At 68.5% G+C, this 22,141-nt stretch carries 22 protein-coding genes; 8 read left to right on the forward strand and 14 right to left on the reverse strand.

The features are described from left to right. Nucleotides 1–106: 106 nt before the first annotated feature. The 3 genes from J2X20_RS13280 to J2X20_RS13290 all read right to left on the reverse strand — a co-directional run bounded on the left by J2X20_RS13280 (nucleotide 107) and on the right by J2X20_RS13290 (nucleotide 3,044). Nucleotides 107–2,389 (reverse strand): YgiQ family radical SAM protein, encoded by a 2,283-nt coding sequence (locus J2X20_RS13280; RefSeq protein WP_310265469.1) that lies wholly within the window; start codon nucleotides 2,387–2,389, stop codon nucleotides 107–109. Between the two features lie 83 nt (nucleotides 2,390–2,472). Next, nucleotides 2,473–2,679 (reverse strand): cold-shock protein, encoded by a 207-nt coding sequence (locus J2X20_RS13285; protein ID WP_310267825.1) that lies wholly within the window; start codon nucleotides 2,677–2,679, stop codon nucleotides 2,473–2,475. Between the two features lie 140 nt (nucleotides 2,680–2,819). After that, nucleotides 2,820–3,044 carry a (2Fe-2S)-binding protein gene (locus tag J2X20_RS13290; protein WP_310265471.1) on the reverse strand — a complete coding sequence of 75 codons (225 nt, stop codon included), beginning with the start codon at nucleotides 3,042–3,044 and terminating at the stop codon, nucleotides 2,820–2,822. Between the two features lie 106 nt (nucleotides 3,045–3,150). Between J2X20_RS13290 and bfr the strand changes: the two genes are divergently transcribed. Continuing rightward, nucleotides 3,151–3,627 carry a bacterioferritin gene (gene bfr, locus J2X20_RS13295; RefSeq protein WP_310265472.1) on the forward strand — a complete coding sequence of 159 codons (477 nt, stop codon included), beginning with the start codon at nucleotides 3,151–3,153 and terminating at the stop codon, nucleotides 3,625–3,627. A gap of 51 nt (nucleotides 3,628–3,678) precedes the next feature. On the opposite strand, the gene J2X20_RS13300 is transcribed toward bfr, so the two are convergent. From J2X20_RS13300 to J2X20_RS13310, 3 genes are read right to left on the reverse strand one after another with little or no spacing between them, the layout of a single operon-like run. Continuing rightward, nucleotides 3,679–4,152, reverse strand: coding sequence for a cyanophycin metabolism-associated DUF1854 family protein (locus tag J2X20_RS13300; RefSeq protein ID WP_310265474.1), 474 nt, complete (start codon nucleotides 4,150–4,152; stop codon nucleotides 3,679–3,681). Further along, nucleotides 4,153–4,647: a RidA family protein gene (locus J2X20_RS13305; RefSeq protein WP_310265476.1), complete on the reverse strand. Its 495-nt coding sequence runs from the start codon at nucleotides 4,645–4,647 to the stop codon at nucleotides 4,153–4,155. Beyond that, on the reverse strand, nucleotides 4,640–6,886 hold the full coding sequence (locus tag J2X20_RS13310; RefSeq protein ID WP_310265478.1) for a cyanophycin metabolism-associated ABC transporter: 2,247 nt from the start codon (nucleotides 6,884–6,886) through the stop codon (nucleotides 4,640–4,642). The genes J2X20_RS13305 and J2X20_RS13310 overlap by 8 nt, the downstream gene beginning before the upstream one ends. A gap of 89 nt (nucleotides 6,887–6,975) precedes the next feature. Here J2X20_RS13310 and J2X20_RS13315 point away from each other — a divergent pair, with 89 nt between their 5' ends. Both J2X20_RS13315 and cphA read left to right on the forward strand, forming a co-directional pair. Beyond that, the gene (locus tag J2X20_RS13315; protein ID WP_310265480.1) at nucleotides 6,976–9,150 is read left to right on the forward strand and encodes a cyanophycin synthetase; all 2,175 of its coding nucleotides are present in this window, start codon (nucleotides 6,976–6,978) and stop codon (nucleotides 9,148–9,150) included. Between the two features lie 7 nt (nucleotides 9,151–9,157). Beyond that, entirely contained in the window at nucleotides 9,158–11,728 is a 2,571-nt protein-coding gene (cphA, locus tag J2X20_RS13320) for a cyanophycin synthetase (RefSeq protein WP_310265482.1), read from the forward strand. A 6-nt stretch (nucleotides 11,729–11,734) separates the two neighbouring features. On the opposite strand, the gene J2X20_RS13325 is transcribed toward cphA, so the two are convergent. Together J2X20_RS13325 and J2X20_RS13330 are read right to left on the reverse strand one after the other, a co-directional pair. Beyond that, on the reverse strand, nucleotides 11,735–12,382 hold the full coding sequence (locus tag J2X20_RS13325) for a substrate-binding periplasmic protein (RefSeq protein ID WP_310265485.1): 648 nt from the start codon (nucleotides 12,380–12,382) through the stop codon (nucleotides 11,735–11,737). A gap of 118 nt (nucleotides 12,383–12,500) precedes the next feature. After that, the gene (locus tag J2X20_RS13330; protein WP_310265487.1) at nucleotides 12,501–13,250 is read right to left on the reverse strand and encodes a substrate-binding periplasmic protein; all 750 of its coding nucleotides are present in this window, start codon (nucleotides 13,248–13,250) and stop codon (nucleotides 12,501–12,503) included. A gap of 156 nt (nucleotides 13,251–13,406) precedes the next feature. On the opposite strand from J2X20_RS13330, the gene J2X20_RS13335 reads away from it, so the two are divergent. From J2X20_RS13335 to J2X20_RS13345, 3 genes are all read left to right on the forward strand, one after another. After that, a complete protein-coding gene (locus tag J2X20_RS13335) occupies nucleotides 13,407–13,874 on the forward strand; it encodes a group I truncated hemoglobin (RefSeq protein ID WP_310265490.1) in 468 nt (155 codons plus the stop codon). Further along, nucleotides 13,871–14,890, forward strand: a complete 1,020-nt coding sequence (locus tag J2X20_RS13340) for an MBL fold metallo-hydrolase (RefSeq protein ID WP_310265492.1) — start codon at nucleotides 13,871–13,873, stop codon at nucleotides 14,888–14,890. Before J2X20_RS13335 ends, J2X20_RS13340 begins: the two co-directional genes overlap by 4 nt. 62 nt (nucleotides 14,891–14,952) lie before the next feature. Beyond that, complete coding sequence (locus tag J2X20_RS13345; protein WP_310265494.1) at nucleotides 14,953–16,200, forward strand: NRAMP family divalent metal transporter; 1,248 nt, start codon at nucleotides 14,953–14,955, stop codon at nucleotides 16,198–16,200. On the opposite strand, the gene J2X20_RS13350 is transcribed toward J2X20_RS13345, so the two are convergent. Beyond that, entirely contained in the window at nucleotides 16,172–16,801 is a 630-nt protein-coding gene (locus J2X20_RS13350; protein WP_310265496.1) for a cation efflux transmembrane domain-containing protein, read from the reverse strand. The genes J2X20_RS13345 and J2X20_RS13350 overlap by 29 nt on opposite strands. Nucleotides 16,802–16,875: 74 nt before the next feature. Between J2X20_RS13350 and J2X20_RS13355 the strand changes: the two genes are divergently transcribed. Further along, on the forward strand, nucleotides 16,876–17,298 hold the full coding sequence (locus tag J2X20_RS13355) for a MerR family transcriptional regulator (protein ID WP_310265498.1): 423 nt from the start codon (nucleotides 16,876–16,878) through the stop codon (nucleotides 17,296–17,298). On the opposite strand, the gene J2X20_RS13360 is transcribed toward J2X20_RS13355, so the two are convergent. The 4 genes from J2X20_RS13360 to J2X20_RS13375 all read right to left on the reverse strand — a co-directional run bounded on the left by J2X20_RS13360 (nucleotide 17,292) and on the right by J2X20_RS13375 (nucleotide 20,450). Next, complete coding sequence (locus J2X20_RS13360) at nucleotides 17,292–17,873, reverse strand: putative 2OG-Fe(II) oxygenase (protein ID WP_310265502.1); 582 nt, start codon at nucleotides 17,871–17,873, stop codon at nucleotides 17,292–17,294. The two genes, J2X20_RS13355 and J2X20_RS13360, sit on opposite strands and share 7 nt — an antisense overlap. A 15-nt stretch (nucleotides 17,874–17,888) precedes the next feature. Next, on the reverse strand, nucleotides 17,889–19,319 hold the full coding sequence (gene pyk, locus J2X20_RS13365) for a pyruvate kinase (RefSeq protein ID WP_310265504.1): 1,431 nt from the start codon (nucleotides 19,317–19,319) through the stop codon (nucleotides 17,889–17,891). A gap of 69 nt (nucleotides 19,320–19,388) precedes the next feature. Continuing rightward, nucleotides 19,389–19,862, reverse strand: a complete 474-nt coding sequence (locus tag J2X20_RS13370) for a GNAT family N-acetyltransferase (protein ID WP_310265505.1) — start codon at nucleotides 19,860–19,862, stop codon at nucleotides 19,389–19,391. A 15-nt stretch (nucleotides 19,863–19,877) separates the two neighbouring features. Next, the gene (locus J2X20_RS13375; protein WP_310265507.1) at nucleotides 19,878–20,450 is read right to left on the reverse strand and encodes a helix-turn-helix domain-containing protein; all 573 of its coding nucleotides are present in this window, start codon (nucleotides 20,448–20,450) and stop codon (nucleotides 19,878–19,880) included. Nucleotides 20,451–20,491: 41 nt separating this feature from the next. Between J2X20_RS13375 and J2X20_RS13380 the strand changes: the two genes are divergently transcribed. Further along, complete coding sequence (locus J2X20_RS13380; protein ID WP_310265509.1) at nucleotides 20,492–21,424, forward strand: DMT family transporter; 933 nt, start codon at nucleotides 20,492–20,494, stop codon at nucleotides 21,422–21,424. Between the two features lie 5 nt (nucleotides 21,425–21,429). On the opposite strand, the gene J2X20_RS13385 is transcribed toward J2X20_RS13380, so the two are convergent. Next, nucleotides 21,430–22,134: a transporter substrate-binding domain-containing protein gene (locus tag J2X20_RS13385; RefSeq protein WP_310265511.1), complete on the reverse strand. Its 705-nt coding sequence runs from the start codon at nucleotides 22,132–22,134 to the stop codon at nucleotides 21,430–21,432. Between the last annotated feature and the right edge of the window lie 7 nt (nucleotides 22,135–22,141).

A 22,141-nucleotide genomic window follows, 5' to 3' on the forward strand; every position in this document is an offset into this window, starting at 1 on the left:
GCGACAGGCCACGTGAGCGGCAGCCTCGTCGATCAAGAGCCGCAAGCGTAGTGCATCCGCGCGGGAGTCGCCACGAAAAGCGCGGGCAAATGTCCCGTTGCTCGCCTTATCGCTTACCGGGTTTGCCCGGACGCGACGGACTGTTACGGCCGCCGCCCGTCACGCGGGGAGGCAGGCCGGTGTGCTGGGTCAAGAGCTGCCCCTTGCGCGGCGTGGCCGGCTTGGCAACGGCCTTGGTGGGCGTGGAGTTCTTGCGGCGGGCGCTTTCGTAACTGCCGTCCGTGACCGGCTGGTAGCTCGGGATCAGGTGGTGCTTGCCGTTGCCGATCAGGTCGGCCCGGCCCATGGCCTTCAGCGCCTCGCGCAGCAGCGGCCAGTTGTTGGCATCGTGATAGCGCAGAAAGGCCTTGTGCAGGCGGCGGCGGCGCTCGCCGCGCACGATGTCGACCTTTTCGGCGCGGGTTTCGTCGCGGCTGATGCCCTTCAACGGGTTCATGCCCGAGTGGTACATGGCCGTGGCCGTGGCCATGGGGCTGGGGTAGAAGGTCTGGACCTGATCGGCCCGGAAGCCGTTCTTCTTCAGCCAGACGGCGAGGTTCATCATGTCCTCATCGCTGGTGCCGGGGTGGGCGGCGATGAAGTAGGGAATCAGGTACTGCTTCTTGCCCGCGGCGGCGCTGGCGGCCTCGAACATCTGCTTGAAGCGGTCATACGTTCCAATGCCCGGCTTCATCATCTTGGACAGCGGACCGTTCTCGGTGTGCTCGGGCGCGATCTTCAGGTAACCGCCCACATGGTGGGTGACCAGCTCCTTCACGTACTCGGGGGACTGCACGGCCAGGTCGTAGCGCAGGCCCGAGCCGATCAGGATCTTCTTGACGCCCGGCAGCGCACGCGCGCGGCGGTACATCTTGATCAGCGGGTCGTGGCTGGTGTTCAGGTTGGGGCAGATGCCCGGGTAGACGCAGCTGGGCTTGCGGCAGGCGGCCTCGATCTCGGGGCTCTTGCAGCCGATGCGGTACATGTTGGCCGTCGGGCCGCCCAGGTCGGAGACGATGCCGGTGAAGCCCTTGACCTTGTCGCGCATCTCCTCGATCTCGCGGATCACGGAGTCTTCCGAGCGGCTCTGGATGATGCGGCCCTCGTGCTCGGTGATGGAGCAGAAGGTGCAGCCGCCGAAGCAGCCGCGCATGATGTTGACGCTGAAGCGGATCATTTCCCAGGCCGGGATCTTGGTCGCACCGTCATGGCTGCCGTTCTCGTCCGCATAGCTCGGATGCGGGCTGCGCGCATAGGGCAGGTCGAAGACATGGTCCATCTCCGGCGTCGTCAGCGGGATGGGCGGCGGGTTGATCCAGAGGTCGCGCTCGATGCCGTTGAAGTCATAGCGCTGCACCAGGGCGCGGGCGTTGCCGGGGTTGGTCTCGAGGTGCAGGACGCGGTTGGCGTGGGCGTACAGGACCGGGTCGCTCTTGACCTTCTCGTAGGCCGGCAGGCGCACCACCGTGTGGTCGCGCGGCGGCATCTGGATGCGGCCGGTCTTGTGGATGGTGATGACCTTGGGCGCCGACGCCGATTCAGCTTCGGTCGCGCAGGACGTTTCCTGCTTGATCTCCTGGTAGGGGCTGATCAGCTCGTCGATGCGGCCCGGGCGGTCCACCTCGGTCGAATCGAGCTCGAACCAGCCCTCGGCCGTCGGGTCGGCGTCGCGGCGCATGAAGGCGGTGCCGCGCACATCCGTCAGCGCCTCGATGGGCTCGCGGCGCGCCAGGCGGTGGGCGATCTCGACGATGGCGCGCTCGGCATTGCCATAGACCAGCAGGTCGGCCTTGCTGTCCACCAGGATGGAGCGGCGCACCTTGTCCTGCCAGTAGTCGTAGTGGGCAATGCGGCGCAGCGAGGCCTCGATGCCGCCGATGACGATGGGCACGTCCTTGAAGGCTTCCTGGCAGCGCTGGGTATAGACCAGCGTGGCGCGGTCGGGGCGCTTGCCGCCCTCGCCGCCGGGCGTGTAGGCGTCGTCGCTGCGGATTTTTCGATCAGCCGTGTAACGGTTGATCATGGAATCCATATTGCCGGCCGCGACGCCGAAGAAGAGATTGGGCTTGCCCAGGGCCTTGAACGCGTCGGCGCTGTTCCAGTCCGGCTGGGCAATGATGCCGACGCGAAAACCCTGGGCCTCCAGCGTGCGACCGATGACGGCCATGCCGAAGCTGGGGTGGTCGACGTAGGCGTCGCCCGTGACGATGATGATGTCGCAGGAATCCCAGCCGAGCTGCTCCATCTCCGCCCGGCTCATGGGCAGGAAGGGGGCGGGGCCGAAACGCTTGGCCCAGAAGGGGCGGTAAGCGGTCAGGGCCTTAGGCTGGGCAACAGGCAGTGCGGACATAAGAGGTGGATTGTCGACGGCAGGCCCAGAAAGCACAAAGCCCGCGCGGGGCGCGGGCTCGGGGCACTGGGCCGGGGCGTGAATTACAGCGCGCGGATGTTCGCGGCTTGCAGGCCCTTGGGGCCCTGCTTCACTTCGAATTCGACCTGGGCGCCTTCGGCCAGGGTGCGGAAACCGCCGTTGTTCTTGATCTCGCTGTGATGGGCGAACAGGTCCTTGCTGCCGTCAGCGGGGGTGATGAAGCCATAGCCCTTGCCGTCGTCAAACCACTTGACGATGCCGGATTGCATGGTGCTCATGAAGAATTTCCTTGGTGTCGTTGAATCAAATCCGCCCCCAGCCCGAGCGGCTGCGGCGAAACACAACACACAAGATCAGACAGGACGGGCGCCGGCGGCGAGTGCCAGCCGAAGCGCGGGATTGTAAGGGCTCAGGCCGCCAGCAGCGCCTGGGCGGCCACCGCCATGCCACGGGCGCGCGGCGAACCGCCGGCGACACGGCTTTCCTCGAAGACGGCGCAGGCGCAGTCGCGGCAGGCGCCGCAGGCCGTGGCCACGCGCAGGTCGTCCTGCAAGGCCTCGAAATTCGGGCAGCCGCTGGAGGCGGCAATCGCGATGTCGCGATCGGAGACGCGGTGGCAGACACAGACAATCATGGGTGCGAAGTCTAATGCGAATCGGTCTCATTTGCAAAAAGAGCGGTTTTGCCCAGGGGCTTTCGCTCGCGATACTGGCGGCAAATTTCACGAATCTGGAGCTCCCATGAAAGGCGACCCCCAAGTCATCGCCCACCTCAACCAGCAGCTGAAGCTGGAGCTGACCGCCATCAACCAGTATTTCCTGCATGCCCGCATGCTGAAGAACTGGGGCCTGATGAAGATGGCCAAGCACGAGTACGAAGAGTCCATCGAGGAGATGAAGCACGCCGACAAGCTCATCGAGCGCGTGCTGACCCTGGACGGCCTGCCCAATCTGCAGGACCTGGGCAAGCTCTTCATCGGCGAGAACGCCGTCGAGACCATGGAATGCGATCTGAAGATCGAGAAGACGGGCTACGCCCACCTGAAGGACGCCATCGCCTACTGTGAGAGCGTGCGCGACTACGTGTCCCGCGAACTTTTCGTCGCCATCCTGGACGACACCGAAGAGCACATCGACTACCTCGAGACCCAACTCGAACTCGTCAACACCGTCGGCCAGCAGAACTATCTGCAATCCCAGATGGGCGAGCCGGGCTGAGCTTCTCGGCCTCCAATGCCAAGCCGCCTTCCCAGGCGGCTTTTTCATGCCTCAGAGAAAGCGTTCCAGCAGCTTCTTGGAATGCTTGTCCAGCGCCCAGCGGTCCGGCACCTGCAGCTGCACACCATGGGTGGACGTGATCAAGAGCCGGCCCTCCTCCAGGCGGCGGATGTCTTCCTCGCTCTTCAGCACGAAATCGACCTCGCCGCGGTCCGTCTCGATGCGCCAGGTGCTGGGCGTCGAGAAGGTGTTCACCGAGATCAGGCGCTTCAATGTCGGATGGAACTCGCGCGCGGCCAGCTCGGCCTCCAGCAGGCGGCGCGGGCCGTCGGGCAGGGCCGACAGGCGCTCCACCCAGGCCAGCTCATGCCCGTGGGAGCCGACCAGGGACAGGCCCTCGTCCGGCGCCGAGATCGGATGGGCGCGTACTGGCGTGACCGCCACATGGGAGTCACCATTCAGGTCGGTCAGCAGCAGCCGGCCATGGGCGTCCAGGCGCAGGTCGCGGAAAGGCAGGGTGCTCATTCAGGCCTCCACCGTGCTCGCGATCAGATCGACCTCGACCGACGCGTTCTTGGGCAGCTGCAGCGCGCCTACCGAGGTGCGCGTGTGCGCGCCAGCGGTGCCCAGCACGCGCCAGATCATGTCCGAGGCGCCGTCAGCCACTTCGCTCTGCTGGGTGAAGCCAGCCTCGCAATGCACGAAGACCGTCATCCTCAGCACGGCCTGCAGCTTGTTGAGGCTGCCCAGCTCCTGGCGCAGCAGGGTCAGGCATCGCAGCGCGCAGATGGCGGCCGCCCGTTTGGCGCGCTCCATGCTGACCTCGGCACCGACGACACCGGTCACGGCGATGTGGTCGCCGATGCGCGGGATCTGGCCGCTCAGATAGAGGGTGCGGCCGTCGCGCACCAACGAGGTGTAGCGGCCACCGATCTGCAGCGGCTGGCTGGGATCGAAGCCATGTTCCGCGCAGGCGGCGTCCAGCTCGCGGTCGCGTTCGTGCAAGGCGGTGTCAAGCATTGGCGGTATGGGCGCTGGGGTTGGGGGTGACGGCGTGGTCTTCCAGGTCTTCCTGGTCCACGCGCCGGGCTTGCGCCTCCCAGAGGCGCCAATAGTGCCCTTGGCGGGCGATCAGTTCGTCATGCGGCCCGAGTTCGACGATCTCGCCGCGGTCCATGACGACGAGGCGGTCGGCCTTGCGCAGCGTGGACAGGCGGTGGGCGATGGCGATGGTGGTGCGGCCCTTGACGAGGTTGTCCAGGGCGCGCTGGATTTCCTTCTCGGTCTCGGTGTCCACGGCCGAGGTCGCTTCGTCGAGGATGAGGATGGCCGGGTCGATCAGCAGGGCGCGGGCAATCGAGATGCGCTGGCGCTCGCCGCCCGACAGGCCCTGGCCGCGCTCGCCGACCAGGCTGTCATAGCCGTGCGGCAGGCGCAGGATGAACTCGTGGGCATGGGCGGCGCGGGCGGCCGTGACGATCTCGTCGCGGGTCGCGTCGGGTTTGCCGTAGGCGATGTTCTCGGCGATGGTGCCGAAGAACAGGAAGGGCTCCTGCAGCACCAGACCGATGTGACGGCGGTAGTCGGACACGCGGATGCGGCGCAGGTCCACGCCGTCCACCTTGATGCTGCCCTCGGTCACGTCATAGAAGCGGCAGATCAGGTTGACCAGCGTGCTCTTGCCCGAGCCGCTGTGGCCGACCAGGCCCACCATCTCGCCGGGGCGGATGTCGAGGTTGAGGTTGCGGATGACGGAGCGCGAGCCGTAGCGGAAGTCCAGGCCCTGCATGGAGATCGCACCGGTGACGTTCTCGAAGGGCTGGGGGTTGACCGGGTCGGGCACGTTGGAGACGTGATCCAGGATGTCGAAGATGCGCTTGGCCCCCGCGGCGGCCTTCTGCGTGACGGAGACGATGCGGCTCATGGAGTCGAGCCGGCCGTAGAAGCGGCCGATATAGGCCAGGAAGGCGGTCAGCGTGCCGACCGTGATGCTCTGGTGCGAGATCAGCCAGATGCCCACGCCCCAGACGACGAGCAGGCCCATCTCGGTCAGCAGGGCCACGCTGGGCGTGAACAGGCTCCAGGTCTTGTTGAGGCGGTCATTGACCTCCAGGTTCTTCTGGTTGGCCTCGCGGAAGCGCCGCGCTTCGCGCTTTTCCTGCGCAAACGCCTTGACGACGCGGATGCCGGGGATGGTGTCGGCCAGCACATTGGTGATCTCGCCCCAGACGCGGTCGATCTTCTCGAAGCCGGTGCGCAGCTTGTCGCGCACGAGGTGGATCAGCCAGGCGATGAAGGGCAGCGGCACCAGCGTGGCCAGGGCCAGGCCGGGGTGGATGCTGAAGAGGATGATGGAGGTCATCGCCAGCATCAGCACGTCGGTGATGAAGTCCAGCGCGTGCAGGCTCAGGAAGACCGAGATGCGGTCGGTCTCGGAGCCGATGCGCGACATCAGGTCGCCGGTGCGCTTGTTGCCAAAATATTCAAGCGACAGGCCCAGCAGATGCTCGAAGGTGGCCGTGCGCAGGTCGGCGGCGATACGTTCGGACACCAGGGACAGCAGATAGGTCTTGGCCCAGCCCAGCGCCCAGGAGAACAGTGCCGCACCCAGCAGCCCGCCCAGCAGCAGCATGACCAGGCCGGGGTCGATGGCCTGGCCGTTCTGGAAGGGGATCAGCACCCTGTCCATCAGCGGCATGGTCAGATAGGGCGAGACCAGGGTCGCGCCGGTGGCGCCCAGCATCAGCGCAAAGCCGAGCAGCAGCTGGCCCTGGTAGGGCCGGGCGAAGCGCCACAGGCGCAGCAGCACCCAGGTGCTGGGCGGCTTGCTGGCCTCGCCGAAGTCGAAGGCCGAATCCTCGCCCTCTTCCTCCTTTTCGCGCACGGCATGGCCCGAGACGCGCTGCACCTCGCGGTCGAAGGCATCGACGAAGCGCACGGCCGAGGGGTTGCAGGCCAGCGTGAAGCGCCAGCGGGCCAGACGCTGGTGGGTGTCGAACAGCTCCATGAAGGCCAGGCCACCATGGTCGCTGAGCTTGAGCGACTGCCCGGGCGCCAACGCAAACTCGCTCCAGCTTCCCTGGCCGGGTTCGAAGGCCAGCAAGCGTGAATTCGTCAGCGCGATCAGCCCTTGGGCGAAGTGGCCCTGGGCGTCCAGGTCAACCTCCTGCGTGGCCACCACGTTCTCGCCAGCCAGAAGCCGCCCCTGCAGGGCAGCCGTTTGTGGATGCGGTAGGGTCACGGGAGGTTGGTCTTGCATGTTGTTGTTTGCTCTTACGGACGCAGCCGATTCTCCTTCATGACTTCAGCGCACAATTCCAAGCGCTTGCCGTGCCTACCCCCTACCTCATGAGCCCAAAAGAAGACATCCGCCTGCTGCGCATCAACTATCTGCGCGGGCCCAATATGTGGACCTACCGGCCGGTGCTGGAAGTCTGGCTGGATCTCGGCGAGCTGGAGGACCATCCCAGCCACCTGCTGCCCGGCTTCAACGACCGCCTGACGACCGCCCTGCCCAACCTCATCGAACACCACTGCGGCGTCGGCGAGCGCGGCGGCTTCCTGGAGCGGCTGCGCGAAGGCACCTGGTGCGGCCATGTGCTGGAGCACATCGTCATCGAGCTGCTGAACCTGTCCGGCATGCCCACCGGCTTCGGCCAGACGCGTTCGACCAGCCAGCGCGGCGTCTACCGCATGGTGTTCCGGGCCCGCGACGAGCAGGTCGCCCGCGCGGCTCTGGCCGAGGGTCATGCCTTGATCATGGCCATGATCAACGACGTGGCATTCGACGTGCCCGCTGCCGTCGCCCGGGTGCGGGACAAGCTGGACGACTGCTACCTCGGCCCGTCGACGGCGGCCATCGTCGCCGCCGCGACCGACCGCCGCATCCCGCACATCCGCCTGAACGATGGCAACCTGGTGCAGCTCGGCCATGGCGCCCGCCAGCGCCGCATCTGGACGGCCGAGACCGACATGACCAGCGCCATCGCCGAAGGCATCGCCGGCGACAAGGACCTGACCAAGACCCTGCTGAAGGCCGTCGGCGTACCGGTGCCCGAGGGCGAGGAGGTCAAGAGCGCCGCCGAGGCCTGGCGCGCCGCCCAGGACATCGGCCTGCCCGTCGTCATCAAGCCCAGCGACGGCAACCATGGCCGCGGCGTCACCCTGGACATCCAGAACGAGGCCGACTGCGCCGCCGCCTTCGAGCTGGCCGACAAGGAAGGCTCGTCGGTGCTGGTGGAGAGCTATATCCGCGGCAACGAGCACCGCATCCTGGTCGTCGGCGGCCAGGTGGTGGCCGCCGCGCGCGGCGAGGCCGCCTGGGTGCATGGCGACGGCCAGCACACGGTCGCCCAGTTGATCGACCTGCAGATCAACACCGACCCGCGCCGCGGCCTGACCGAGGATTTCCCGCTCAACCGCATCACGCTGGGCGAAGACCCCGTCGTGCTGCTGGACCTGCAGCGTCAGGGCGTCACGCCCGAGTCCGTGCCGGCCGCGGGCAAGGCGGTGCTGATCCAGCGCAACGGCAATGTCGCCATCGACTGCACGCCCGAGGTCCACCCCGAGGTGGCCCACGCCGTGTCCCTGGCCGCACGCACCGTGGGCCTGGACATCGCCGGCGTCGACCTCGTCACCGAGGACATCTCCAAGCCCCTGAGCGAAACCGGCGGCGCCATCGTCGAAGTGAACGCCGGCCCCGGCCTGCTGATGCACCTGAAGCCGGCCGGCGGCGCGCCCCAGCCCGTGGGCCAGGCCATCATCGACCACCTCTTCGCCGAGGACGAGTCGGGCCGCATCCCCATCGTCGGCGTGGCCGGCTCGCGCGGCGGCCACCAGATCTCGCGCCTGGTCGCCTGGCTTCTGCACCTGAACGGCCGCCATGTCGGCCTGGCCTGCAAGGAAGGCCTGTTCCTGGGCACCCGCCGCGTCGAGAAGCGCAACAGCGCCCGCTGGGACGCCGCCCACCGCCTCTTGATGAACCGCGGCGTCAATGCCGTCGTCGTCGAGAACGACCCCGCCTCCATCCTGCGCGATGGGCTGGCCTATGACCGCGCTCTAGTGGGCGTCGTCACCGACATGGACGGCATCGCTGACCTCACCGAGTTCGACGTGCAGGACAGCGACCAGCTCTACAAGGTGCTGCGCACCCAGATCGACGTCGTCCTCAGCGACGGCGCCAGCGTGCTGAATGCAGCCCATCCTCGCCTGGTGGACATGGCCGAGCTCAGCGATGGCGAGGTCGTCTTCTATGCCGAGGACGGCAGCCTGGAGGCCATCCGGCACCACCGCGATCGCGGCGGCCGCGCTGTCTTCCTGCGCGGCGGTGCCGCCGTGCTGGCCCAGGGGCCGGCCGAAACCCCGGGCGCCAACATCGACGCCCTGCTGCGCCGCTTCGGCGCCCAGGCCACCGACGCCTCCACGCTGCTGGCTGCCGTCGCCGCCGCCTGGGCCCTGGGCATCTCGCCCGAGCTCATCGCCGCCGGCCTCGACACCTTCGTCCCCGAACTCCACCTCGCATAAACAGAACATGGACGTTTCCCGCACCCGCGCCCTGCGCGGCCCGAACATGTGGAGCCGCCACACGACCATCGAGGCCGTCGTGCATTGCCAGGACGCCGAGCGCTCGCTCGAACGCCTGCCCGGCTTCGAGGCCCGCCTGCGCCAGCTCTTCCCCACCATCGGCGAGCTGCGCACCGACGCCTCCCTGGCCCAGGTGCTGGAGCAGGCGACGCTGGCCCTGCAGGCCCAGGCCGGCTGCCCGGTCACCTTCAGCCAGACCCATGTGACGCCCGAGGCCGGCACCTACCAGGTCGTCATCGAGTACAGCGAGGAAGACGTCGGCCGCCTGGCCTTCGAGCACGCGCTCAAGCTGGTGCTGGCGGCACTCAACGGCGGCGAGTTCGACGCCGACGCCGTACTGGCCCAGCTGCGCGAGCTGGACGAGGACATCCGCCTCGGCCCGTCGACCGGTTCCATCGTCAATGCGGCACAAGCCCGTGGCATCCCCTTTCGCCGCCTCACGCAAGGCAGCCTGGTGCAGTTCGGCTGGGGCGCCAAGCAGCGCCGCATCTGGGCCGCCGAGGTCGACGCGACCAGCGCCGTCTCGGAGTCCATCGCCCAGGACAAGGACCTCTGCAAGCGCCTGCTGCAGGCCGCCGGCGTGCCGGTGCCCATCGGCCGCCCGGTCGAGTCGGTGGACGACGCCTGGGCCGTGGCGATGGAGATCGGCCTGCCCGTCGTCGTCAAGCCGCAGGATGGCAACCAGGGCAAGGGCGTCACCGTCAACGTGACGACGCGCGAGGGCATCGAAGCCGCCTACAAGGCCGCCGACGAGATCGGCCAGGTCATGGTGGAGAAATTCCTGCCCGGCGGCGACTACCGCCTGCTCGTCATCGGCGACAAGCTCATCGCCGCCGCCCGCCGCGACCCGCCCCACGTCATCGGCGACGGCCAGCACACCGTCAAGGAGCTGGTCGACAAGGTCAACGCCGACCCGCGCCGTGGCGACGGTCATGCCACCTCGCTGACCAAGATCCGCTTCGACGACATCGCCGTCGCCCGTCTCGTGCAGCAGGGCCTGACGCCCGAGTCCGTGCCCGACAAGGGCCAGCGCGTCATCCTGCGCAACAACGCCAACCTGTCCACCGGCGGCACGGCCACCGACGTGACCGATGACGTCCATCCCGAAGTGGCCGCCCGCGCCATCGCAGCGGCCCAGGTCGTCGGCCTGCATGTCTGCGGCGTCGACGTCGTCGCCGAGAGCGTGCTGCGGCCGCTGGAGGAGATCAGCGGCGGCATCGTCGAGGTCAATGCCGCGCCGGGCCTGCGCATGCATCTGAGCCCCAGCTTTGGCAAGGGCCGCAATGTCGGCGAAGCCATCATCGGCCACCTGTTCGGCAGCAGCCAGAAGTCCGGCGGCGCCGAGGACGGCCGCATCCCGGTCGTCGCCGTCACCGGCACCAATGGCAAGACCACGGTGACCCGCCTGATCGCCCACATGTTCGCGAGCTGCGGGCTGAAGGTCGGCATGACCAACACCGACGGCGTCTACGTCGACGGCCGCCAGATCGACAGCGGCGACTGCTCCGGCCCCAAGAGCGCCCGCAACGTGCTGATGCACCCCGACGTGGAAGCTGCCGTGCTGGAGACCGCCCGCGGCGGCATCCTGCGCGAGGGCCTGGGCTTCGACCGCTGCCAGGTCGCCGTCGTCACCAATGTCGGCGCGGGCGACCACCTCGGCATGAACTTCCTGCACACGGCCGAAGACCTGGTGCTGGTCAAGCGCGTCATCGTGCAGAACGTGGCGCCGAACGGCTATGCGGTGTTGAACGCCACCGACCCGCTGACGGCCCAGATGGCCGCCGTCTGCCCCGGCCAGGTCATCTACTTCGCCGCCGACCGCCACCACCCGCTGATGGCCACCCATCGCGCCCAGGGCAAGCGCTGCGTCTATGTCGACGGCGACCAGCTCGTCGCCGCCCAGGGCGTGTGGCGCGAGAGCATCCCGCTGCGCGACATCCCCATCACGCGCAGTGGCGTCATCGGCTTCCAGGTCGAGAACGCGATGGCCGCCGTCGCCGCCGCCTGGGGGGTGGGCCTGGACTGGGACACCATCCGCCGCGGCGTGGCCAGCTTTGCCAACGACGCCGACAACGCGCCGGGCCGCTTCAACGTCATGGACTACCGCGGCGCCACGGTGATTGCCGACTACGGCCACAACGGCGACGCGATGAAGGCCCTGGTCGGCGCCGTCGCCGCCATGCCGGCCAACAAGCGCAGCGTCGTCATCAGCGGCGCCGGCGACCGCCGCGACGAGGACATCCGGGTGCAGACCGAGATCCTCGGCGCCGCCTTCGACGAGGTCATCCTCTACGAAGACGCCTGCCAGCGCGGCCGCCAGGCCGGCGAGGTCGTGGCCCTGCTACGCGCCGGTCTCGAAGGCGCCTCCAGGACCAAGCACATCGAGGAGATCGTCGGCGAGTTCATCGCCATCGACAGGGCCCTGGCGCGCCTGCAGCCGGGCGACCTGTGCCTGGTGCTGGTCGATCAGGTCGAGGAAGCCCTGGCCCACCTGGCCAAGCGCATCTCTGAGGGCTAGAAGCCCTCAGCGGTATTTGCCGAGGATGCGACCCAGTTCGCCCTCGGCCACCATGCCCTGGATGGCGGCGTTCAGCGCCTTCAGCGTCACCCCGCTGCGCGGCGACAGGCCGCATTGCCCCAGCACCTCGGCCACCACCAATGGCGGGTGCAGGGCCAGCTTGAAGCTGCCGACGCGGCGCTGGTAGTCCAGCAGGCGCCGGCCCGTCACCACATGGGGCACACGGCCCAGTTCCAGCTTGCGCAGATTGGCCACCGCATCCGGCGCGTCGTCGCGCACCAGGCCCGAGCCCAGGGCGGCGGCCACTTCGGGATAGGCATAGCCCAGCACGGTGCCGACGGGCTGGCCGGCAACGGCCGCGAGGCCGGCCGGCGCCGGCGTCGCAGCCGCCGTCACCAGCACGGTCTGGTCAGGGATGAAGGCGCGGCTCCAGGCAAAGGGGCCGGGCAGCCAGGCGCTCTGGTAGTCGCAGACCAGATCGGCCTCACCGCTTTGCAGGGCCTGGGCGATGCGCTTGCGCGGCAGGGCCAGCATCTGCACCGGCCGGCCCAGCCGGCGCGCCAGGGCGGCACCGAGGTCGGCATGCAGGCCATCGAGGACGCGTCGGCCCTCGATACGCGCCTCGGGCATGACGGCACTGGTGTCGACGACCATGACCAGGGATGTCTGGGCAAGCGCCGACACGGCCAGTCCCGCCAACCCGAAAAGCATTCCCACACCGCGCCGCCAGCTCATGGCGGGCATCATAGAAAGCCGCTGCGGCGGCGCGGCCTCAGCGGTATTTGGCGAGCAGGCGGTTGAGCTCGCCTTCGGACACCAGGCCCTGGATGGCGGCGTTCAGCGCCGCCAGCCCGACCGGGCTGCTCGGTGACAGCGCGCATTGGGCCAGCACCTCCGACACCACCAGCGGCGGGTGCAGGGGCAGATGGAAACGCCCGATGCGCTGCTGGTACTCCAGCACGCGCCGGCCGGTCAGCGCGTGGCGGATGCGGCCGAGTTCCAGCTTCTGCAGATTGGCCACCGCATCCGGGGCGTCGTCGCGCAGGAAGCCGGAGCGCAGCGCATCGGCCATCTCCGGGTAGACATAGCCCCGCACGGTGCCCACGGGCTGGCCCGCCAGCGCTGTCAACCCGGACGGAGCCGGGCCCGAGGCGGCACTGACGAGCAGGGCCTGGTCGGGGATGAAGGGCCGGCTCCAGGCAAAGGCGCCGGGCAGCCAGTCGCTCTGGTAATCGCACAGCAGGTCACCCTCACCGCGCTGCAGGGCCTCGGCCAGGCGCTTGCGCGGCACCGGCCTGGCGACCAGCTCACGGCCCAGGCGCCGGGCCAGGGCTTGCCCCAGGTCCAGGTGCAGGCCTTCGACGACGCGGTCGCCGTCGATGCGAGCCTGGGGCATCAGGGCGCTGGTCTCCACCAGCATCACCAGCGGCCGGGCGGGCTCGGCCAGGGCGAGCGGGCACAGCAGCAGGGCGCACAAGCCGCCCAGCCCCGATCGCCTCAAACGATGCCATGCCTTGACCATGGGGGCCCATCATGCCGCGCCGGCCAAATCCGAGGCGGGCGGGGGTGGATCGATCCCGGCCCGAACGTGACCGGCGCACGAAATGCAGTCGACCCGCCCGCCGCGGCCGAGGGCGCATCGATAGACTGGCCCGTCGTTTTGCCCAAGCCTTGCCTGATGAAGTCCCGCCTGACCGTCACTGCCCTTGCCTTGGCCCTGGCGGCTCCGCTGACCCAGGCGCAATCCCAGCCCAGCACGGCGATGCCCGGGGTGGCGCCCATCCCGGCCGACGACCGCCTCTACCGCGAGCTCGGCGGCAGGGAGGCCATCCAGGGCTTCACCAACGACTTCTACGACAGCATGCTGCAGGACGCGCGCATCGCGCACTTCTTCGACGGCATCAACATGAAGCATCTCAAGCGCGTGCTGGCCGACTACTTCTGCGTCGTCGCTGGCGGCCCCTGCATCTACGACGGCGTCGGCATGAAGGACGCGCATGCCCACCTGAGCATTGGCAAGGGCGACTTCAACACCCTGGTCGAGCATCTGCAGCGCGCCATGGACCGCGCCCATGTGCCCTTCGCGACGCAGAACCGGCTGCTGGCCCGCATGGCCTTCTTCCATCGCGAGATCGTCACCAAGTGACCCGCCCCGCCCATCATCGCGACGGGCATTTCCAGAACAACCACGGCGACTTCGAGCCCCGGTCTCTGGCCGAGGTCATCCGCTGGAAGTGGAATGCCGCGCGGCAGGGCCTGCCCAAGCGGCCCACGGCGCCCATCCCGACCCAGCCGGCCGACCTCGCTTTCATCCGTGCCAACGTGGGCGCGGGCCAGCGACCCGCCGTGACCTGGATAGGCCACGCCACCGTGTTGGCGCAGCTCGGCGGGCTCAGCCTGCTGACCGACCCGATCTTTTCCGAGCGCGCCTCACCGCTGTCCTTCGCCGGCCCGAAGCGCGAGCAGCCGCCCGGCGTCGCACTCGCCGAGCTGCCGCACATCGACGCCGTCCTGGTCTCGCACAACCATTACGACCATCTCGACCTGGCCTCCTGCCGCGCCCTGGCCCGCCAGCCGGCCGGCAGCCCCTTGTTCGTCGTGCCGTTGGGCTTGCAGGCCTGGTTCCGGGCGCGCGGCATCGAGCGCGTCGTCGAGCTGGACTGGTGGCAGGCGGAACAGCTCGACGGGCTCGACATCGTCCTCGTACCGGCCCAGCACTGGTCGGCCCGCGGTCTGAACGACCGCATGAAGACGTTGTGGGGCGGCTTTGCCGCGTTCGCCCCCGACTGCCAGCTCTTCTTCGCCGGTGACACCGGCTACTCACGCGACTTCACGGACATCCGCGAGCGCTTTGCCGAGCGCCAGCACAGCTCGCAAGGAGGTGGCTTCGACATCGCGCTGATCCCCATCGGCGCCTACGAGCCGCGCTGGTTCATGCAGAACCAGCATGTGAACGTCGAGGAGGCGCTGAAGATCCATGCCGACCTGGGCGCCAAGCGGTCGCTCGGCGTGCACTGGGGCACCTTCGAGCTGACCGACGAAGCCCTGGACGAACCGCCGCGCCAGCTCGAACGCCAGCGCGCCGCCCTCGGCCTGGCGGAGGGCGACTTCTTCACGCTGGCCATTGGCGCGACACGCCGCATTCCGCCACGTGGGGTCTGACAGCCGGCGGGCTTGATTTCCGACAAGCTCGCGCAGCGCCCGCGGGCTAGGCTGTGCCCGCCATGTTGTCGCTCGATCGCCTGCGCCGCCCGCTGAAGCAACTCGGACCCGGTCTCATCACCGGCGCGGCCGACGACGACCCCAGCGGCATCGCCACCTACTCCCAGGCCGGCGCCCAGTTCGGCTACGGCATGTTGTGGAGCGTCGTCTTCACGCTGCCGCTGATGGCTGCCATCCAGATCGTCAGCGCCCGCATCGGCTATGTGACCGGCCGCGGCCTGGCCGCCAACATGAAGCAGGCCTTCCCGCGGCCCTTGCTGCTCATGCTGGTCGGCCTGCTGCTGGCGGCCAACACCTTGAACATCGCCGCCGATATCGCTGCGATGTCGAGTGCCGTGCACCTGCTGGTGGGTGGGCCGACGCTGGCCTATGCCATCGCCTTCGGTGTGGCCAGTGTGCTGATGCAGGTCTTCCTCGCCTATGAGAGCTATGTGCGCTGGCTGAAATGGCTGACGCTGGCCCTGCTGGCCTATGTCGGCGTCGTCCTCGTCATCGACCTCGACTGGAGCCAGGTGCTGCTGCGCACCGTCCACCCCCAGCTGCACTGGAACCGCGAGACGGTGCTGATGGTGGTGGCCCTGTTCGGCACGACCATCAGCCCTTACCTCTTTTTCTGGCAGGCCGGCCAGGAGGTGGAGGACGGCGCCGGCCGCCCCTGCGAGGCCAAGGACGTGCGCCGCCATCTGCGCCGCATCAAGCTGGACACCCATGTCGGCATGGGCTTCTCCAACCTGATCGCCTTCTGCATCATGCTGTCCACGGCCGCGACCCTGCATGCCCACGGCGTGCACGACATCCAGACGTCGGCCCAGGCCATCGAGGCGCTGAAGCCCGTGGCCGGCGAGCACGCCGCCCTGCTGTTCAGCCTCGGCATCATCGGCACCGGCCTGCTGGCCGTGCCGGTGCTGGCCGGTTCGGCGGCCTATGCCGTGGCCGAGGTGGCGGGCTGGAAGGACAGCCTGAGCCTGCGGCTGGAACGCGGCGAGGGCCGCGGCTTCTATGCCGTCATCGCCGCCGCGACGCTGGGCGGGGTGGCCCTGTGCTTTGCGCCGCTGGATCCGGTACGAGCCCTGTTCTGGGCCGCCGTGTTCAATGGCATCAGCGCCGTGCCCATCATGGCCGCCATGATGGTGCTGGCCACGCGCAAGTCCATCATGGGCGAGCATGTCATCGGCCCCAAGCTGCGCCGCATGGGCTGGATCGCCACCGTCGTCATGGCCCTCATGGCGCTGGCGCTGCTGCCGTTCTGAGCTCATCGCTGGCATGGCGCATGACGACACGGGCACTGGACAGGGCCAGCACGGCCATCACGGCGGCCACGGCGAGGTCGGGCCAGGCCGTGCCCGTCCAGGCCACCGCAGCGGCCGCGGCGACGACGGCGATGTTGCCGAGGGCATCGTTGCGGCTGCACAGCCAGACGGCGCGCATATTGGCGTCACCCTCACGCCAGGCGTAGAGCATCAGCGCGACGATGACGTTGGCGGCCAGCGCCGCCACGCCCACCGCGCCCATCGTGAAGGCCTGCGGCGGCTCGCCGTGGAAGCTGGCCCAGGCCGCCCTGGCCAGCACGGCCGCGCCGATCAGTCCCATGGCCGCGCCCTTGACCCAGGCCACCCGGGCCCGCAGCGTCAGGCTGGAGGCCAGTACGGCCAGGGAGATGGCGTAATTGGCCGCATCGGCAATGAAATCGGCCGAGTCGGCCCACAGCGCCAGCGACCCCGCCAGGGAGCCCGCCGTCAGCTCGACCACGGCCATGGCCGCGTTCAGCACCAGGGCCACCCACAGCACGCGGCGGTAGGCGGGCGAATTGCCGTGGTGAGAGTGGTCGTGATCGTGGCAGGCGTGGCTCATGCAAAGACCTTGGGTAGCGCAGGACGACATTGCAAACCCTGGAGCCACTCCAGAGTCAAGCCGAGAATCAGACCATGCGCATCGGGGAACTCAGCCGCCTGACCGCGACGCCGGTCGACACCATCCGCCACTACGAGCGCAAGGGGTTGCTGCTGCCGCCGCCACGTACCGCGGCCGGCTACCGCCTCTACGGCCCGGCCGATGCCGAGCGCCTGCATTTCATCCGCCGCTGCCGGTCCCTGGACATGAATCTGGCCGAGGTGCGCGCCCTGCTGGCCCTGCAGGGCGGCGGGCATGGCGGCGAGGCTCACGCATTGCTGGACGAGCACATTGGCCATGTCGCCGCGCGCATCGCCGCCCTGCAGGAACTGGAGAAGGAATTGCTGGCCCTGCGCGCCCGCTGCAAGGGCGATGAGCCGGCCTGCGCCATCCTGGAAAGCCTGGCCGAGCCCGGCGCCGAGCTACCGGCCAAGAGCCACGTCGGCCACAGTCACTGAGGCCGGCGCAGCAGGTAGTTGAAGCTGAAGGAGATGCGATCCGAGTCGGTCAGGTTGGCGCCGACGCGGTGGAAGACCTCGGAGCGGAACAGCACCAGGCGGCCGACCGCGGGGGCGATGACCTCGGGATCGAAGAGCTTGGTCTGCATGTCCACCGGCATGATGGACAGGTCGCCGTCCTGGCCGTTGGTACGGAAGTAGAAGGCCCCGCTGACGGGCAGACCGACGGCCTCGCGCTCGTGGTTGTGGCGCTCCTGATAGCCGTGGCGCGCCGTCACATTGATCCAGCTTTGCGAGTAGTCATCGACAAAGGCCATGTCACCGGACTCTCGCGTGCGCGCGACGAACTCGAGGATGCTGGTCTCGACGAACTCGCGCAGCCGGTGCAGGCCGGCGGCGACGAAGAGGTGCTTCTCGGCCTCGAAGGAGGACCAGACCTGGTCGCCCCAGGCCGGCCTGAGCAGCGACTTGATGCGCCCTTCCTGGGCGAGCACCTCGGCCTGGATGCCGGCAAAGGTCGCCGCATCGGCCTGGCTGACGGCAACCAGGGTCGGGAACAGGACCTTGATGTCCATCGGCCGCTGGGTTGCTCAACCGACCCGGCAGACCTTCAGCATATTGGTGCCGCCGGGATAGCCCATGGGTTCGCCGCAGGTGATGGCATAGGTGTCGCCGGGCATCAGCACGCCGCGCTCGACCAGGATCTTCTCGGCCGCGGCCAGGGCCACGTCACGATCTTCGAACTTGGGCATCAGCAGCGGCAGCACATTGCGATAGAGGGCCATCTTGCGTTGGCTGATGGGCTGCGTCGTCAGGCCGAAGATGGGCACCTGGATGCGATGGCGGCTCATCCACAGCGCCGTGGAGCCGGACTCGGTCAGGGCCAGGATGGCCTTGCAGCCGAGGTGGTAGGCGGTGAACAGCGCGCCCATGGCGATGGACTGGTCGATGCGGCCGAACTGGCGGCCGGCGAAATCGGTGTCCAGGCTGACGAATTCGGCGCGCTCGGCCTCCAGCGCGATATTGGCCATCTGCTCGACGGTCTCGACGGGGTATTTGCCGGCGGCCGTCTCGGCGGACAGCATGACGGCGTCGGTGCCGTCCAGCACCGCGTTGGCCACGTCGCTGACCTCGGCGCGCGTCGGCACCGGGTTGACGATCATGGACTCCATCATCTGCGTGGCCGTGATGGACACCTTGTCCAGTTCGCTGGCCATCTTGATCATGCGCTTTTGCAGCGCCGGCACGGCGGCGTTGCCGACTTCCACGGCGAGGTCGCCGCGCGCCACCATGATGCCGTCGCTGGCCTTCAGGATGGCCTCGAGGTGGGGGATGGCCTCGTAGCGCTCGATCTTGGCGATCATGGCGGGCTTGTGGCGATAGGGCTCGCCGGCCACATTGGCCAGCTGGCGGGCCATCTCCATGTCGGTGGCGTTCTTGGGAAAGCTGACGGCCAGGTATTCGCACTGGAAGGACATCGCGGTCTTGATGTCCTCCATGTCCTTGCCGGTCAGCGCCGGCGCCGTCAGGCCGCCGCCCTGCTTGTTGATGCCCTTGTTGTTGGACAGCTCGCCGCCGAGCTTGACGATGGTGTGCACCTGGGCACCGCGCACCGCCTCGACGGTCAGCACCAGCAGGCCGTCGTTGAGCAGCAGGGTGTCGCCGGGCTTCACGTCGCGCGGCAGCTCCTTGTAGTCCAGGCTGGCGATGTCCTGGTTGCCGAGCTCGGTGCGGTCGGCGTCCAGGATGAAGGGGGCGCCGGGGATGAGCTCGATCTTGCCGCCCTCGAACTTGCCGACGCGGATCTTGGGACCCTGCAGGTCGGCCATGATGGCCACCGACTTGCCCACCCGCGTCGCGGCTTCGCGGACCATATTGGCCCGATCGATGTGGTCCTGGGCCTTGCCGTGGGAGAAGTTCAGCCGCACGACGTCGACGCCGGCGCGGATCATCTTCTCCAGCACCTCCGGCGTGTTGGAAGCAGGGCCGAGGGTGGCGACGATCTTGGTGGCGCGGGTCATGGCTTGTCTCAACTCATCTGGTGGCGCGGGATTATGGTCCGCGTGGCCCTGCCAGAGTTTCGTCCCGTTTCAAGCCAGCGTCTTCTCGAAGAAGGCGCTCAGCGGGTCGGGCGCATAGCCGCCGAAGGGCGGGCACTCGGCATAGCCCAGGCGCCGGTACAGGGCCAGGGCCTCGGGCTGGTGGATGCCGGTTTCCAGCCTCGCGATGCGCAGACCGCGCTCGAGCAGGGCCGCTTCTAACTGCGTCATCAGCTGCCGGGCGACACCGCGGCCGCGCTCGCTGTCCAGCACGAAAAGACGCTTGATCTCCCCATAGCCATCGGCCTCGAAAAGCTTGACGCCACCGCAGCCGACGAGCTGCCCGTCGCGCCACAGCCCAAAGAAGCTGCCGCCTGGCGGACGCAGGCCCTCGGCCGGCTCGAAATGGTTGCTCTCGCTCGGGTACAGGGCACTCATATAGGCCTCGGACAGGGCGATCAGGCGCTGCGCATCGGGGTGGCCGGGGTCGAGCGGGGCGAGGCGGACGGACGGGTCTGGGTTCATGTGGTTCGATACCAGTTACAGGGCAGGCACCGTCATCGCGAGCAGATAGCGCGCGGCTTCAGCGCCGGGATTGGCAAAAACGCTGGGACCGAGGACGCGAAAGCTGATCGAGTCGCCGGCTGTCAGCTCGAAGCTCTGGCCCTGCAGCGTCAGCCGGATGCAGCCTTCGAGCAGGCAGAGGTGGTGCTCCAGCCGCGCCACCGTCGGCTCCTCGTAGGCCAACTCCGCGCCCGGGGCCAGCCTGGCCTCGATGACCTCGGTCGCGAAACCGGCCAGCGGCGGGCAGCGCATCAGCCGCTCGAAGCCGCTTTGCACGTCATGCCAGCGCGGCTGGTCAGCGGCGCGCAGCAGGCGCACCGGCAGCGCCTCGGCCTCGGCCAGCAGCCGGCTCAGCGGCAGGCCATGGGCGCGGGCCAGGCGCGACAGCAGCGTCGCCGTCGGGCTGGTCTCGGCGCGCTCAAGCCGGCTCAGCGTCGCGCGGCTGACGCCGCTTTTCGCCGCCAGCTCGTCCAGCGACCAGCCGGCCGCCGTGCGCAGCGTGGCCAGGCGCTCAGCCAGTTGGCGCTCGAACTGGCCTTCTTCGTTCAATTCAGAGAATTCTTCTCTCATATGAGAATATGCTAGCCGATATGCAGGACCGCCAGACCGCTCCCCTCCTTGCCGCCCTGGCGGTCGTCTTGACCTGGGGGCTGAACTTTCCGCTGTCCAAGGCTTTGTTCACCCAGGTCGGACCGACGGGCTTCCTGGGCCTGCGCTATCTGCTGATGCCCTTCTGCGCCATCGCCCTGCTGTGCTGGCGCTTCGGCACGCGCTGGCCGCGCCTGGACCGCAGCGAGGTCTGGCCGCTGGTGCGGCTGACGCTGATCGGCCAGGGCCTGCATCTGCTGCTGTCGGCCTATGGCATGCAGGGCTCCACCGCCTTCAGCGCCAGCGTGCTGCTGGCCTGCGGCCCGGTGTTCACGCTGCTGATCCTGCGCTTCAGCGGCATCGAGAAGCTGTCGCACGGCCAGGTGGCCGGCGTCGCGATGGCCGCGACCGGCGCCTTGCTGTTCATGTCTGACAAGCTGCTGGCGGCGGACTGGCAGGCGGGCCTGGGTGACCTGACGCTGCTGGTCGCCGCGGCCCTGTTCAGCTACTACACCGTGGCCAGCAAGCCGCTGATCCAGCACCACGGCGGCGTGACGGTGCTCGCCTATGGCAGCCTGGTCTGCACCCTGCCCATGCTGCTGTGGTGCTCGCCGGCCCTGCTGTCGCTGGACTGGCCGGCGCAGCCCGCGTGGGTGTGGCCCGGTCTGGCCTGGCAGGTCATCGGCGGCGGCTTCATCGGCTGGCTGGCCTGGGGCTGGGCCAACGAGAAGCGCGGCGTGGCCCGCACCGCGCCGCTGATCTATCTGATGCCGCTCGTTGCGGGCATCACGGCCTGGGCCTGGGGCGGCGAGACCTTTTCCCTGCACAAGATCCTGGCGGCGGCTCTCATCCTGGCCGGCGTGGCGCTGGCGCAGTTCGGCGCCGCCGGCTTCCGGCCGGGACGCCAACCGCTGGACAGCAACGCGCCCGGCTAGAAACCCTAACGAGACGCTGCCATCACGTCGTCTATGGCTCGCATCTGCCGGTCCGGCAGGGCCTTGTTGCAGAAGAAGAAGCGCCCTTCCCCGGGCGGCGCATCGGGCAGGCGGCGCAGTTCCAGCGCGGCGCCTGCCTCGCCCAATTGCTTGATCAGAGCTTCGCCTTCCTCCTCGGTGAAGAGGGCCGCGTCGGCTATGCCCATCAACACCAGGCGCGCACGCGCCATGCTGTGGTCCGACGAGCGGACGATCCTGGCACTGCTCTCAGCCAGGGCCTTGTCGGTTTCGGCCCCGTAGGAGTAGCCCAGGCGCAGCGCCAGCGTGATGGTGGGCGACTGGACGGCGGTAGCGAAGCGATGGATGTCCTTGAGCCGGCCGTCCCTGCGGATCATCAGGCTCTGGGGCGGGCTGCTGTAGACCGGCAGCCGCGAGTACTTGCCGACCTTCTCGCGCTCCGCGGTGCGGTACAGGCCCAGCGCGCAGGCGGGCTCGACGTTGCGCGTGATCATGGCCATCTGACGGGCCACGGGCGCCTCGCGCAGTTCCACCGTGATGCCGGCGCGCTGCAGCACGGCCATGGCCGGCGCGCCCTGCACGCCGGTCAACTGGTTGTCCTGGCGGCTCATCAACGGCGGCCTCTCCTCGTAGTACAGCACCAGGTCGGCGGCGGCCGCCCGGGTGGCCGCGCAGGCGGTCAGCAGGGCCATCAGCAGG

The organism is Roseateles saccharophilus (assembly GCF_031458095.1).
Classification (GTDB): Bacteria; Pseudomonadota; Gammaproteobacteria; order Burkholderiales; family Burkholderiaceae_C; genus Pelomonas; species Pelomonas saccharophila_A.